Genomic DNA, 15,389 nt, shown 5'->3' on the forward strand with positions numbered 1-15,389 from the left:
ATGTCGACTTAAAATTGATACATAGCTGCATATTTTTGCTCTAAGTAATGAACGAGGTAATTAGGATTTAATGTTTCATTCGTTACGTCCTTTAAGATTTCTAATGGTTTTTTCATTTTTCCATATTGATGAATAGATGTGGCTAACCATTGGTTTATCTTCATAAGCTCACCAGATTGAATAATATCTTGAAGATTCAATTTTTCTGTTAATGTATGATAAATTTGAGCTGCGTACATATAGCCTAGTGCATAAGACGGAAAATATCCAAAATCTCCACCCGCCCAATGAATATCCTGCAACACACCTTCTCGATCTGTAGGTGGAGTAACACCAAGATATTCTTTCATTTTTTTATTCCATAAGTAAGGTAAATCACTTACAGCTATTTCTTCGTTCATCAACGCTTTTTCCAGTTCATATCGAATAATAATGTGTAAAGGATAAGTTAACTCATCTGCTTCAATTCGAATGAACGACGGTTTTACTTCATTAATTGACAAATAGAAATCATTTAGTGCCACTTGCTTAAAATGGTCTGGTGCATAGTTTAGGAATAAGTCGTAGTTTTTATTCCAAAATAGATCGCTTCTTGCTATTAAGTTTTCCCAAAATAAGGATTGTGATTCATGAATTCCCATAGAAGTTCCTGTCGCAAGTGGAGTCTTTGCTAAACGTTTATCAATGTTTTGTTCATATAAAGCATGCCCACCCTCGTGAATGGTTCCAAATACGGCAACACGAAAATCCGTTTCATCGTAGTTTGTAGTTATTCGTACGTCATTTTGATTAATCGTTATTTCAAATGGATGAATGGTTTCATCTAAGCGACCTGCGTCAAAGTCATAACCCATTTGGTGTAATACTTCTTTTGTAAAGGCTTCTTGAGCTTCTTTTGGAAAATGACATGTTACTAGCTGTGGATTTGGCTTAACATTGCTAGCTTCTACTTTTTCCAAAAGTGAATGAAGTGATTTTTGTAATGTTGGAAATACTTTATCAAGCGTCTTTGTTGTTATTCCTGGCTCAAAATGATGTAGTAACGCATCATAAATATTATCTTCATAACCCCAATATGATGCAAACTTACGGTTATAATCAACGAGCTTTTCTAAATAAGGCTGGAATAAGTTAAAATCCGCTTTTTCTCTTGCTGTTTGCCATACTGCTTCAGATTTAGACTGGGTAATCATAAACTCTTTATACATTTCATGTGGAATTCTACGGTTTCTTTCATAATCTTCCTCACATACTTCAAGTGTTTTTTGCATGATGCTATCAGATGAATAAATTTTCAGTTCGTCGATATAATATTTCATTTTATTTGAGGTTTTTAGCTTGTGAATTTTTCCACCTAGAAAACCAGCAACTTCTGCCCGTTGCTCAACCCCTTTTTTAGGTATTTTCGTACGCATGTCCCAATAAATAAGCATCAAAGCTTCTTGATAAGCGTTTATTTCCTCCAAGTATTGCTTAAACTGTTTTTCCTTTTCCCGTTTAGATTCCATTATGAACTCTCCCCTTTTATTTTTTGTCCGAAGTATTGATAATAATCGGTACGAATATAGCCATTAAATAGTTTTCTTTTTTTGGTAGCCTTAACGCCAAAGCCTTGTTCGAATTTTTCAAATGCGGTTAAAATATATATGCTCCAGCTTGGGTTTTCTTGCCATATAGAGCTGAGTTCTTCTGCTAATAGCTTAGCATTTTCCTGATCTCCAATCCTTAGTCCGTATGGTGGATTGCCAATCAGGTAGCCATTTGGTTCTTTGATGGTTAGATCCTTTAGCTGCATTTGTTTCCAAGTGATCAGATCGCCAAGACCTGCCTCCATTGCATTTTGGTTTGCGATTTCTACCATTTTATGGTCGATATCGGAACCAACAATATTTAATGGTTGATCATATTTAGCAAGATCTTCTGCTTCTTCAAAAGCTTTTTCCCAATGCTTTTGTTTCACCAATGTCCATTCTTCTGAGGCAAATTCTCGGTTAAATCCTGGAGCAATATTTTGCCCAATCAGCGCAGCTTCAATGGGAATAGTTCCTGATCCGCAAAATGGATCGATAAATGGTTCGTCAGCATGCCAATTCGTGAGTAAAACTAATGAAGCTGCAAGCGTTTCTTTCAATGGAGCTTCACCCTGACCGATTCGATATCCCCGTTTATGCAAGCCAGCTCCGGATGTATCAATAGTCAGCGTGACTTCGTCTTTTAGCAAAGCGACTTCCACCCGATAAAGCGCTCCAGTTTCTGGCAACTTGGAGATCATACCATATTTTAATTTTAATCTTTCAACGATTGCTTTTTTGGTGATTTTTTGACAATCTGGTACACTATAAAGTTTGGAATGGACGGATTTTCCAATTATGGGAATTTGCCCATCTTCGGCAATATAATATTCCCAAGGCAGTGCTTTTGTTGCTTCAAATAGCTCATCAAATGTAGTTGCTTTAAATTTTCCGACAACCAATTTCACGCGATCGGCAGACCGTAACCACAAATTGCAACGAGCAATTGCTGAAATTGGTGCATCAAATTGTACTTTCCCATTATCTACTTGAACTTCATATCCTAAATCTCTTACTTCATTAGCAACTACGGATTCTAAGCCCATGGCTGCTGTGGCGATTAACGTCACTGTTTGCATAAAGAGCTGTCCTTTCTGTTATGTATTTGTTTTTTTAGTTTATCACATCTTCAAGCATTTAATAAAAGGAAACAGTGAAACTTTATTCAAGGAGTGCTCTTCTTCTTGAAACAGTTGGTGTAGGCTAAGTTCCCAAACGTCCTTGAAAAACCACGGTGTATTGCTGCCGAAACATACTCTGTTTTTGAAAAAGAAAAACGCTTTTTCAGCGTGCGAAGTATTAACTATGTCCGGTTGTCCCAAACGAATTGGACATTTAGAGCTGTTTCTCTCATAAAGTCCGTATAATAATCAGATTTCTAAAATGAGAGAAATACGGCTTCTTATAAAGATATTCACCATGAAGAAATGGATCACAAAAATAAAACAGTCTCATTAACTTCTATGATGTAGAAATTAACGAGACTGTAAATTATTTATTGTATATAAGAATTAGACCTGTTAAATACTCTATAAGCCATGTTCTGTACCATTGTACTACAAACGGTGGTCAGCCTCGTACTCCGGTTGCGATCATCTATCTACAAGCTTCTTAACTTGTCCCTCTTTCGGTTCCTATTCCCTACTAAAGGATGCCCCTACCATTATTTGGGTTGCTCACTCGTGGGGTTTACCTCGTTCCACCTGACTGGTTTCCCAATCAGCTTCGTCACTGTGGCACTTTAAAGGCAACTTCCATATTCAATTATGAACGTAGGTAGTTGTCCTGCCGTTAACCAATAAGTTTGATTACCTTGACTTATGATTTCGTCAAGCACGAACACTACAAACATCGCAGTTTGTGTGAGCATGGACTTTCCTCTGTATTTGCATACAGCGATCACACGAGTATTTAACCATTAACCTTATTAATTATACCATAGATATTTTTCAGATTCAACAATACGTTTTATTAGCTATCCGATTCTGCAAATTTTTTACCAAATACCGCTTTTTCCAAATTGGAAAGTCGTTTTAACACATCATAATTAACCTGATGATTTGGAACAGCTTGTACGGACCTTGTTTTCGGTTGTTCTGCTGGAGTCTTTTTCAAACGATCAATTTCTTGTTGCAATCGTTCAATTTCCACTTTAAATGCATCATAATCCTGGATAATTATGTCTAAAAACTCATCAACCTCTTCCTGGTTGTATCCACGCATTGCAGTTTTAAAATCTTTTTCCAGTATATCTTTACTAGTTAATTTCACTTGTTTCGAGCTCATCTACGATCACCTCATGATATTCCATAATAAATTGGCTTTTTCGATTCTTTTTCCATTGTATGATACGTAATTTATTTTATGTTTACATTATTCTATTTTATTATAGCATTAAAAGAAGAACGTGAAAAATGAATCTGTAGATCTAATATACATATGAAACAAGTATAGATAAATTTTTTAAAAAAGCAATACCTACTATATTACTATTTAAAAAAGAGAAAAACACACTTTGTTAAGTGTGCCTCCTATTACCATTATAAATCATGTCGTTATATGAAACAAGCTTTGAGAAATAGATGTTAATACCGATCGAATTAAAATCTTGTGTAAATGATGCAAATCCGTAAAAATAGCCACTCGAAAACTTTATGCTGACACGTTTTTTCCTACATCAGATGCCGTAAGATTCGCATTTTAAGAGTTATACTGAAAATATGAAGACGTCTAAGTGATGATTCAGGTCGAAGCGATACATCATAGAGAAAAACGCTCCTTGAATGACGTTTCTGCTTTTATCCCCTATTTAAAACATGCACTTATGCTTTAGGTTCTGTTAAATCAGATGGCTGGAATGAAAAAGGTAATAATTCCTCCATCGTCACTGTTTTAATATCATCTTTTAGATTAGATAAATGAATAATCATATCCGTTTTAAAAAATTCGCTCATTACTTGTCGACACGAACCGCATGGAGGTACGGGGCGATCCGTATCAGCTACTACAGCCATTTCAGCAAAGTCCCTTTCACCGTTAGCGATTGCTTGAAAAATAGCAACCCGTTCAGCACAACAAGATACAGGATAGGCAGCATTTTCTATATTACAACCTGTGTACGTGTTTCCCGATTTTGTTCGTAAAGCTGCCCCGACCGGAAATGCTGAATAAGGTACATAAGCACGATTTCGTATCAATTTAGCTGCTTCTAACAAGTCATCTTTTGTTGTCATGATTATCACCTTTCATTAGTGTATGGAAGCATATTATAAGCAATAAAACAAAAAATGTAAAGAGTTTACAGATGCTAGTCTAATTCAGCCAACAATTGATCAAGAATATATAAGACAGAATGATTTAATTCCATATACCGTTTTCTTCGCACATCAAGGTAATAACTATGCATCAATAATAACTCCATATTCTCCCTAGTAGAAATAATCTGTTGTGGATGAATATTCACTTTTCTCGTTTTAATTAATTGGAGTACGTCTCTTTCCCACTGTTCAAGCAATTGAAAGACTGGAGCGGTTTCATTCTTCACCTGGGAAAACAATGCTTTATCTTTTGGATTCTCCGGTTTTTCGCCTTTTTCAAATTTTTGCTTCAAGCTGTGAAAATGTACTTTAAGTACTTTGGTTTGTTCGTTTACGTTCATAACTCATTCCGCCTTTTGCTAAAATATACATATCTATTTTAACATAAGACATATTTTCTCGAGTATATGAATATCATCCAGAAACTTTTTTAAACGAACAGCCAAAGGATTAAACATATTCGTTTATTTATCCTGTATCTATAATGATATAAGAATTTCAAAAATTAGTGGAAGATAACGGAACCTAAATATCCAATTTGTTCAAGTCGACAGGATAGAGAAGCTACGGCAGCAATACATCACGATTTTCAAGAGAGAGAGATTTCACGGTTTTTCAAGGACGCCTGCGAACTTAGCCTTTAATCCAATGGTTCAGAAAAAATCGCTCCTTGAATATAGTTTCATTTTAATACATTTAGGTTTAACACACAGTATTTCACCCATCATTTGACCATTCCTCATGCTGATTTACCAAACGTTTTTTCAATAAACTTAATTCATTTAAACGGTCATAATATTGATAAGTAATCGTATTTTCCACTTTCATGATGAGCTTTTGATCCATCCATCGCAGCTGATTTGAAAGTTGATATAAAGCAATTTCTAAGGTTTTTCTGTCCACCCCTTGCTTTTGATCCATTGGTAAATGACGTATAAGCATGTTATTATTTCCTCCTTACGTTCAAAAGACTTTACTAATAACTACTTCTTGTTATGATAAACTCTTCCTGCACGTTCGACAAAACTAGAATAAAGCTTACAAAACAAGTGAATTTGCTCATTTTTTTCGTGGATTTTGACAAACTAATAATGAAAGGAGGAATAACAATGAAAGATGTAAAGCATAAACAGGTTAAACAACCTAAAACAAAAACGGAAAGCATTATTTCAAAGTCATTAAAAGAGGGAGATAAAAAATTGAACGGTCCGAATATCCCATCGACCTAATGATTCATTTAGCGCAGGGTTCATTTGAAGCCCTGCGCCTTCTGATGTTCTAGGTTTAAAAATTTGTATTTAGGTAATAATTCGTAATTATCCTCGCTAGAGTTTCAGTAGCTTGTCGGTCTCTAGCTTTTATTCTTCCGGATATTCTTTTTACTTTACCTCCTCTCCGATAGCTGTTTAAAACAGAAAATATCTTCTCATTCGAATTTAACTGTTAGGCTTTATAGGATAAGAAAAACGAGCTTTCGCCATGAAGACTTGGAGATAAGCCAAGTTTTTCCAATCTAACTGAAATGATTCTTCATCGTTATCGCTCGTTTGACATGGAAATAAACATACATGAATTGACGCTTTTGATAAAATGTTTTTCCTGTTTTTGAGCTGATATTTACGTTCTGATTCTTTAACCATTTACGCTTTATACCCCCTGATTTATACCAATCTTTTCGAATAATATCGCGATGTGTAATTATTGGATACACCATTCTTAAATACGGAGCCCTTGGCATAGATAGATGTAAAAAGCGTTCATAATCATAACGAGAACCTGTATGTTCAATACATTTAGCAAATTCATAGGTTTGATTGTATACGGTTGGGGAAAAAATAATAGATGCCAGCTTTTTTCCTAATTCAATACGATTCGTTAAGTTTGTAAAATTATGTACATAGCAACCATATAACTGCTGAGACATGGTTGGTATGAGTACTGCATTCATTATCAATAAATTTTGCAATAAATATGGCGGTTGACAAAATACACGCTGTTTAAAAAAGGACTGTTTGATGACAGGAGCTTGAATAACATTTTGCTCATTAATAATCAATGCTTGAACTAAGCGGTCTTCATCTAAGTGTTTCCAAAAATGAAACCACTCTTTTACCATATACGTAGATACTTTAAAAGATGACAAAAGGTGAAACAATGGTTTATTATATTGTCTGGATAACTGATAAATCAAAAGCTGTGGAAAAGCATCGGAAAAGATTAACCAATTTGCTCTTTCATAGGTTATAAATAATCGTTGTCTTTCTTTTGTACCTAATAAATAACGAAAAGGTTCTAACTCTAAATCTGTCATATTCCATCCTGCATTTCTGGATACAATACTTGCTAAAAATGCCCATTTTATTTCAGGAAATTGTAAATAAAACGAAAAATACGCTTTCGTTCGAGAAATATTATCTCGATTATGTTCCTTTGTTTTATTTGTTATATAATGAATGTAGGAGCGTGATAGCAAATCATTACACATGCTTCGATCCTGCTTTCTTTTTGTTTTTTAACATGCAGCAAGATGTTTAACTGTATACATTTTTTGAAATGGCATTTTTTTCTTACTAGATATGGTAAAATGCAAGGAGGATTTAAAATTGAATTACCCAAACGGTAAAAAAAGGAATGGCAGTGTTTCTAATCATCGTCCATATCGGTTTGGAAATCGCGGTATGACGCTTGAAGAAGATATAAATGATACAAATACGTATTACTTAGCAATAAAAAGAGCTGTCATTCATAAAAAACCAACCCCTGTACAAATTGTGCGAGTTAATTATCCGAAGCGTAGTGCAGCGGTTATTACAGAAGCTTATTTTAAACAAGCGTCAACAACAGATTATAATGGAGTATACCGTGAAAAATATATTGATTTTGAAGCAAAGGAAACGAAAAATAAAACAATTTTCCCCTTAGCTAATATACATGATCACCAAATCGAACATATGAAAGCAGTGGTCGAACAAGGAGGAATTAGTTTCATGATTATCCGCTTTTCGACACTTGATGAAACTTACTTTTTCCCTGCTGAGAAACTTTTTAAACACTGGAACGTCAAATTAAACGGTGGAAGAAAATCCATTCCGTATCAGACGATCCAGCAAAAGGGATACCTTATCCCTTTTCAATATAAGGCAAGAGTTGACTATTTAGCAATTATTGATAAGCTTTATTTTTAGAGACGGAGGAATGAAGCGATGGCAAATAACAGCCCATCTCGTACAGCGAGAAGAAAACAAAAAAAATCAAAGAAAAAACCTTTATGGAAAAAAATATTCCTTTCTTTATTTATTATTTTTGTAGTACTAGTAATAGGTGCAAGTGCAACTGCTGCCTATTGGATTGCTACTGCACCAGATTTGGATAAGTCCAAGCTGTCCGATCCGCTTGCATCTGAAATACTTGATAAAGACGGAAAGGCTTTTGCAGTTTTAGGAGAAAAGAACCGAACAAAAATTAGTTATAGTGATTTACCACAAGTATTAATTGATGCCGTAACAGCGACAGAGGATGCCAGATTTTTTGAACACTCGGGTATTGATTTACGAAGAATTGGCGCCGCGGTTATTGCTAATATTAAAGATGGATTCGGTTCTGAAGGAGCAAGTACAATTACACAACAAGTAGTAGAAAAATCCTTCTTGTCAGCGGATAAAAAAATCAGCTTGAAGGTTCAGGAACAATGGCTTGCCTTACAGCTTGAAAGAGATTATTCTAAAGAAGAAATTTTAGAAATGTATTTAAACAAAATATTTTATGGAAGTAATGCTTACGGTGTAGCAGCAGCTGCTGAAACGTATTTTGGCAAAGAGGATTTAAATGATCTTACTTTGCCAGAAGCAGCTATTCTAGCAGGTCTACCGCAACGTCCAACGGCCTATAATCCATTTAAAAATCCAGAGCTTACGAAAGAGAGAATGAATACCGTATTAAAATTAATGGTACGTCATGGCAAAATTACCGAAAAACAGGCAGAAGAAGCTAGAAAAGTGGATATCCCTTCCCTGCTAGTAAAATCAAAACCTGATTCTACACCTTATGAAGCATTCATTCAGCAAGTGGAAAAGGAAGTAAAAGAAAAGGTTGATGGTGCTGATATATATACAGACGGATTAAAAATTCATACGACGATTGACCCCAAAGTTCAAGAACATGTTGAATTTTTGTTAACAGATAGTGAAACTAATCCTATCCCTTATCCTGATGATGAAATGCAAGCCGCAATGACTGTGTTGGATACGAAAAGCGGTGCTATTCGTGCAGTTGGCGGTAGACGTAATAGCGAAGGGAAAAAAGAATTCAACTATGCGATTGAAGGGAAAACGCAAGCTGGTTCAACCTTTAAACCAATCACAGCTTATGGTCCTGCTATTGAATACAATAAAATATCAACATACCATCAGATTAATGATGACAAACCATATCAAATACCTGGCACCAGCAAAACGATAAGAAACTGGAACAGGCAATATAGTGGCTGGATGTCAGCACGAGAAGCTTTAAATAAATCATTAAACGTGCCAGCAGTAAAAATGCTTGAAGAAGTAGGCTATGATAAAGCGAAGGAATTTGCAGAAGGCTTAGGGATTAAATTTCATAAAAATCGTGTGCTAATTGGCGATGCAATTGGTGGTACAGATACAGAGGTTACACCATTAGAATTAGCAGGCGCCTTTCGAGCTTTTGGAAACGAAGGTATCTATAATGATCCATATTCTGTAACAAAAGTTGAATTTCCAGACGGAAAAACAGTAGATTTAAAACCGAAAGCAAAACCGGCAATGTCTGACTATACCGCTTATATGATAACAGATATGTTAAAGACAGCCGTTACAGAAGGTACAGGAACGCAAGCTCATATCCCTGGTTTGCCGATGGCTGGAAAAACAGGTACAACAAGCTTAGAGAATACAGAAGGAAGTCCGGATGCTTGGTTTAGCGGATATACGACGAATTATACGATTTCTGCATGGGTTGGCGGTTATCATGATGAAAATAAACGCCGAGCTCCTATACCGGATGGATACACGAAAATTCCTTTGCAAATGTTTAAAAATACAATGACAGAAATATCTAAGGATATTGAAACGAAGGATTTCGTGAAGCCAGATTCTGTCGTTGAAGTTCAAGTAGAAAAGGGCTCAAATCCGCCTGCAAAACCAAGTAAACATACACCATCAGAAAATATTACTACCGAATTATTTGTTAAGGGAACCGAGCCAAAGGGTACTTCAGAGAAATTTGCTAAGCTTGATCCAGTAAGTGGCCTAACTGCCAGCTTTAATAAAGATAATAATTCAATTGATGTTTCGTGGAATTACGATTCAGATGCAGATGTATCGTTTGAGGTGAGTGCCCAAGTTAATGGTGGCGGTATGCAGCCACTATCAACAACAAAAGAAAATTCCCTGGAAATTAATGAAGTAGAACCGAATGCAGAATATACCATTCAAGTCATAGCGGTAAGTAATGAAGACGGCTCAAAAAGTGAACCAAAAACAACTACCGTTTCTACTGGCGAAGAAAAGGAACAGGAAGAGATACCAGCTGTTGAAGGTTTATCAGCCACATACAATGAATCGAGCTCACTCATTAATGTTAGCTGGAATTATAACGGTCCACCTGCTTCATTTGAAGTATCTGTAAACGGGCAAGCACAAACTGTGGGATCAAATGGATTAGAAATTAGTGGAGCAACTCCGGGAGAGACTTATTCCATCACTGTTACTCCGATTGGAAAAGAGGGAGCGAATGAAGGAAAACGTGGTTCCGCACAAAGTACATCCATTACAGTTCCCTCTGAGCAATCAGAACCTCCTACCAACGGGAATGAAGAGGATAAACCTGATGATCAGAACGGTAATGTTAATGAGAACAATGATGGCGATAGTGGTAATAACGAGGAAAATAACAACGATGGTGATGAACAAGATGACCAACAGAATCAAAATAATCAACAAAACAATCACCAGAATAACCGGAACCGATCAAAAGAAGAAAATGAATAAATTAAAAAGAGGTAAACGAGAATACTGCTCGTTTACCTCTTTTCTATTTTCATTCGTTTTTTTCCTTCGCGGCATATTTCCAATAACGGACATTCTGGACAATTCGGATTTCTGGCTTTACAGTGATACCGACCGAAAAAAATCATACGGTGGTGTGTATCGCTCCACTCTTCCTTTGGGATTTTTCGCATCAAAGTCTCCTCAACTTCAAGGACGGAATCTTTCCACCTGCATATACCCAATCGTTTTGCGACCCGTTCAACATGGGTATCAACTGCAATCGCAGGTTCATCAAATGCGACAGAGGCTACCACATTCGCTGTTTTTCTCCCTACTCCAGCAAGCTTCATCAACTCTTCTTTGGACTTAGGAACAATTCCGCCATATTCTTCTAATAACGTTGTACAGAGCTTACGAATATTTTTTGCCTTATTACGATATAAACCAATTGACTTTATATCCTCTTGAAGTTCCTCTAAGGGTACCGCTAAATAGTCTTCGGGAGTTTTGTATTTCTTAAATAAATCCTTCGTTACTTTATTAACGAGATTATCCGTGCATTGAGCAGAAAGAACAACTGCGATGAGTAATTCAAATGGGTTACCATGAACTAATTCACATTGTGCATCGGGAAACATTTTTTTCATCTCATCTAAACAAAATCGAATTTGCTTTTTTGTCAGCATACTCCTACTCTTCCCCTTCTAACCAATTATAATAAAAAGAAGTATCACGCTTTTGACTAGACTGTATACTAGAATTTGCTTTACGCGCATGATATTCTTTACTGGATCTGCGTGCTTGTTCAACGGATTGAATTCCTTTTTTCATCCATTCTCGTAAAATACGATCAATATACTTAAAGTTTAACTTGCTCATTAGAACTGCTTCACGTAAACCCGCTTTTATTAAAGCTGGAGAGATTTTATCCTGGTCAAGCCATGCATTAATGGTTTCTATTTCAAAAGGAGAAAGCGGTCTGCCAAACTCCTGTTCAAATAAAATAAAAATGGTACCTTCCGACGTTTCTTCTTCACTTTGTTGATGATGATTTACCTTAAATAGTTTTTCCCAAAGTGGGTTTAAACAGTATGCTTCTTTTAGCTTCTGTCCTTGTTCTTCCTGTTGATCAATTGTCAGCATACCTTTTTGAATCAGTCCGCGCAAGATAAGTGCACATTCCTTCTCACTCATTGTTACATATTGAGCTAGTTGATCTGGCGTTGGAAAATCAATTCCGTCTTGGATAAAACGCTGTAATTGTAAAAGAAGCATCACTTCTCTTTCATGGAGCCCCAATGTAGTATACGAAGTTAGTAATTGTGTTGGGACATGTAATTGCTGCAATAATAATTGCTGAATAGAAAACTGTTGCTTCTTCATAAACTTAAGCACCTCTTTAAAATATCATGATAAGAACAAAAGCTTAGAAGCGCTCAGTTAGCCATGTGCAAACTGGGAAACTTCTGACAAGTTAAAGTGAAAACTTCAATCCGTGGAACGCTTTTTACAGGAAATGTTAGTACCGTAAAGGTATGACCTAAAGGCCCATGAACTATTCGGGCATTTAGTTGCCGTTTTCCTTTCCCTTTGAATTCCTCCATATTCTCTTTAATCTTGAATACATGCGGGCTAGAAAAACATGCCGCTAACATAGGGGAATGCATACACCTAAGCGGGCAAGCCTGCTTTTAGTCGACCTTTCTTAGATTCGAGCAGATGTTAACTTATCAAAGATCTCCAGTTTGTTTAAAGCACGAGCGCTTAAGATAAACGACGCTACTTTTTCAATTAGATAAATTCCTAGATACAAGATAAAACAATCCCTCGCTTATAGAGCAAGGGATTAGCATTTTTTGGAGATGTTATCAAAATGAAGTAAAGATCCCGTTATATACCCTTAGTTAGCCCGCTGCTGCTAGAGTCATATTAGAAACAGATGTTACTCATAGACGTATGAATTTTTCGCACACATTATGATAGGCAAACTTAAGGATAAAGCCGATTTAATAAGCGAGGAAATGGTATTGTTTCACGAACATGGTCAACTCCAGAAATCCAAGCAACAGTACGTTCTAAACCAAGTCCGAAACCGGAATGTGGAACACTTCCATATTTTCTTAGCTCTAAATACCATTGATATGCTTCTCCAGTTAATCCATGCTCTTCGTATCGCTGTTTCATAAGCTCTAGATCATCAATACGTTGAGAACCTCCAATTATCTCTCCATAGCCTTCAGGAGCAATTAAGTCTGCACATAAAACTACGTCATCTCGTTTTGGATGGGGCTTCATATAAAAAGCTTTGACATTCTTAGGGTAGTTGGTTATAAATACAGGCTTGTCATAGCTCTCTGCTATTGCCGTTTCATGTGGTGCTCCAAAATCTTCACCCCACTCTATATCCGTAAACCCTTTTTCTTTTAAGAGTTCGATTGCTTCATCATAGGTAATCCGCGGAAAAGGTGCTTGTACTTTTTCTAATTTATCAGTGTCACGATCTAACGTATGTAACTCTAATTTACAATTTTTTAGTACACTTTGAACTATGAAGCTTACGTATTTTTCTTGGATCTCGAGACTTTCTTCATGCTCTACAAAAGCCATTTCCGGCTCAATCATCCAAAATTCAATTAAATGTCTTCTCGTTTTGGATTTTTCAGCTCGGAATGTTGGCCCAAAGGAAAAGACCTTTCCAAATGCCATTGCTGCAGCTTCCATATATAACTGACCACTTTGTGATAAATAAGCTTCCTCATCGAAGTACTTCGTGTGGAACAGTTCAGTAGTTCCTTCTGCTGATGATGCTGTTAATATTGGTGGGTCAATTTTAACAAATCCATGTTCATTAAAAAATTGATACGTAGCACGAATGATTTCATTACGAACTTTCATGATGGCATGTTGTCTTTTTGATCGAAGCCATAGATGGCGATGATCCATTAAAAATTCCGTACCGTGTTCTTTTGGTGTGATTGGATAATCATGTGATTCGTGAATTAATTCAATATCTTTTACATGCATTTCGTAACCAAATGGTGATCTTTTATCTTCGACTATTTTACCAGTAATGTACATGGAAGATTCTTGGGTTAAATTTTTGGCCAGTTGGAACGTTTCTTCACTTACATCATTTTTGGCAACCACCCCTTGGATAAATCCAGTCCCATCACGTAATTGTAAAAATGCGATTTTTCCACTGGATCGTTTATTCGTAAGCCAAGCGCCGATGGTTACGATTTGGTCATGATAGTTTGGTGCTTGAGAAATAGTTGTTTTCAAAAGAATACCTCCTAATGCTATGATTGATGCGTTTTGATAAATCGTTTAATTCGATTAGCTGCTTCTTCTAATGCTTCGATCGATGTAGCGTAGGATAAACGGATATTATTAGGTGCACCAAAACCAGTTCCCGGAATAAGTGCCACCTTCTCCTCTTCTAATAATGCACTAGCCCAATCATCTACATTTTTAAAGCCATTCGCACGTACAGCCTCCGTGACATTTGGGAATAAATAAAATGCTCCTTTTGGCTTAATGCATGTCACTCCTGGTATTTCAGTAATTAACTGATACAGTTTTTCCAAACGCTCAGAAAAGACATGTTTCATTTTCTCACTGAATTCTCCATCCATCTTATAAGCAGCTAATGTAGCATATTGTGCAATTGAAGTTGGATTGGACGTAGAATGTGAAGCTAGGCTAGTCATTGCCTTAATGATATTAGCAGGACCAGCAGCATAACCAATTCTCCATCCAGTCATAGAATGAGATTTTGATACTCCATTTACAACGACCGTTTGCTCTTTTAGTACAGGCGATAATTGTGCGATCGATACATGTGGATCTTCTGAATAAATTAGTTTTTCATAAATTTCATCGGAAACAATTAAGATATTATGCTTTAGGCAAATTTCCCCTAGCTGCTCGAGTTCTTCTTTGCTATACATCATACCAGTTGGATTGCTCGGAGAATTAATAATAATCGCCTTTGTTTTATCGGTAATCGCTAATTCCAGCTCTTCTGGAGTAATTTTAAATGCATTTTCTTCTTTTGCAGGCACAAAAACTGGAACCCCGCCAGCAAGCTTTACTTGTTCTGGATAACTTACCCAATATGGAGCAGGAACAATAACCTCATCACCTTCATTTAAGATGACTTGGAATAACGTATAAAGTGCATGCTTTGCTCCCGTAGTAACGATAATTTGCTCTTTTTCATAAACAAGATTATTATCTGCTTTAAATTTAGCGATAATCGCTTCCTTTAGCTCGACAATACCACCAGATGGGGTATATTTAGTCATCCCTTGCTTCATTGCTTCTTCAGCAGCTTGCAAGATAGATTCTGGTGTATTAAAATCTGGCTCTCCTGCTCCTAAAGCGATGACATCATGTCCTTGTTGCTTTAATTCCTTGGCTTTTGCGGTAATAGCCAAGGTAGATGAAGGGGTTAATGTTTTAACTCTGTTTGCTAGTTCCATTTT

The 15,389-nt window shown here is 36.3% G+C and carries 13 protein-coding genes and 1 other RNA gene; 2 read left to right on the top strand and 12 right to left on the bottom strand.

All coding sequences use genetic code 11. The annotated features are described in order from the left end of the window. Positions 1-8 precede the first annotated feature (8 nt). The 8 genes from BN1066_RS16760 to BN1066_RS16795 form a co-directional block, all read right to left on the bottom strand. Positions 9-1,508: a carboxypeptidase M32 gene (locus BN1066_RS16760; RefSeq protein ID WP_077320581.1), complete on the bottom strand. Its 1,500-nt coding sequence runs from the start codon at positions 1,506-1,508 to the stop codon at positions 9-11. Beyond that, positions 1,508-2,650, bottom strand: coding sequence for a THUMP domain-containing class I SAM-dependent RNA methyltransferase (locus tag BN1066_RS16765; RefSeq protein ID WP_077320582.1), 1,143 nt, complete (start codon positions 2,648-2,650; stop codon positions 1,508-1,510). Before BN1066_RS16765 ends, BN1066_RS16760 begins: the two co-directional genes overlap by 1 nt. 448 nt (positions 2,651-3,098) lie before the next feature. Continuing rightward, an RNA gene (gene rnpB / locus BN1066_RS16770) (RNase P RNA component class B) lies at positions 3,099-3,482 on the bottom strand. Positions 3,483-3,542: 60 nt separating this feature from the next. Then, the gene (gpsB, locus tag BN1066_RS16775) at positions 3,543-3,857 is read right to left on the bottom strand and encodes a cell division regulator GpsB (RefSeq protein ID WP_077320583.1); all 315 of its coding nucleotides are present in this window, start codon (positions 3,855-3,857) and stop codon (positions 3,543-3,545) included. 536 nt (positions 3,858-4,393) lie between these two features. Beyond that, the gene (cdd, locus tag BN1066_RS16780) at positions 4,394-4,804 is read right to left on the bottom strand and encodes a cytidine deaminase (protein ID WP_077320584.1); all 411 of its coding nucleotides are present in this window, start codon (positions 4,802-4,804) and stop codon (positions 4,394-4,396) included. A 74-nt stretch (positions 4,805-4,878) separates the two neighbouring features. Beyond that, positions 4,879-5,229, bottom strand: coding sequence for a DUF1798 family protein (locus BN1066_RS16785; RefSeq protein WP_077320585.1), 351 nt, complete (start codon positions 5,227-5,229; stop codon positions 4,879-4,881). A gap of 376 nt (positions 5,230-5,605) precedes the next feature. Beyond that, positions 5,606-5,830 (bottom strand): hypothetical protein, encoded by a 225-nt coding sequence (locus BN1066_RS16790; RefSeq protein WP_077320586.1) that lies wholly within the window; start codon positions 5,828-5,830, stop codon positions 5,606-5,608. Positions 5,831-6,401: 571 nt separating this feature from the next. After that, a complete protein-coding gene (locus tag BN1066_RS16795; RefSeq protein WP_077320587.1) occupies positions 6,402-7,373 on the bottom strand; it encodes a DUF2515 family protein in 972 nt (323 codons plus the stop codon). 118 nt (positions 7,374-7,491) lie between these two features. Between BN1066_RS16795 and recU the strand changes: the two genes are divergently transcribed. Both recU and BN1066_RS16805 read left to right on the top strand, forming a co-directional pair. After that, positions 7,492-8,073 carry a Holliday junction resolvase RecU gene (gene recU, locus BN1066_RS16800; protein ID WP_077320588.1) on the top strand — a complete coding sequence of 194 codons (582 nt, stop codon included), beginning with the start codon at positions 7,492-7,494 and terminating at the stop codon, positions 8,071-8,073. Between the two features lie 18 nt (positions 8,074-8,091). Beyond that, entirely contained in the window at positions 8,092-10,902 is a 2,811-nt protein-coding gene (locus BN1066_RS16805) for a PBP1A family penicillin-binding protein (RefSeq protein ID WP_077320589.1), read from the top strand. A 32-nt stretch (positions 10,903-10,934) separates the two neighbouring features. On the opposite strand, the gene nth is transcribed toward BN1066_RS16805, so the two are convergent. The 4 genes from nth to BN1066_RS16830 all read right to left on the bottom strand — a co-directional run bounded on the left by nth (position 10,935) and on the right by BN1066_RS16830 (position 15,386). Next, entirely contained in the window at positions 10,935-11,588 is a 654-nt protein-coding gene (gene nth / locus BN1066_RS16810) for an endonuclease III (protein WP_077320590.1), read from the bottom strand. A 4-nt stretch (positions 11,589-11,592) separates the two neighbouring features. Beyond that, positions 11,593-12,285, bottom strand: coding sequence for a DnaD domain-containing protein (locus BN1066_RS16815; protein WP_077320591.1), 693 nt, complete (start codon positions 12,283-12,285; stop codon positions 11,593-11,595). Between the two features lie 606 nt (positions 12,286-12,891). After that, complete coding sequence (gene asnS, locus BN1066_RS16825; protein ID WP_077320593.1) at positions 12,892-14,184, bottom strand: asparagine--tRNA ligase; 1,293 nt, start codon at positions 14,182-14,184, stop codon at positions 12,892-12,894. Between the two features lie 17 nt (positions 14,185-14,201). Then, positions 14,202-15,386 carry a pyridoxal phosphate-dependent aminotransferase gene (locus BN1066_RS16830; RefSeq protein ID WP_077320594.1) on the bottom strand — a complete coding sequence of 395 codons (1,185 nt, stop codon included), beginning with the start codon at positions 15,384-15,386 and terminating at the stop codon, positions 14,202-14,204. Positions 15,387-15,389: the final 3 nt, after the last annotated feature.

This window comes from Virgibacillus proomii, from assembly GCF_900162615.1.
GTDB lineage: Bacteria > Bacillota > Bacilli > Bacillales > Amphibacillaceae > Virgibacillus > Virgibacillus proomii.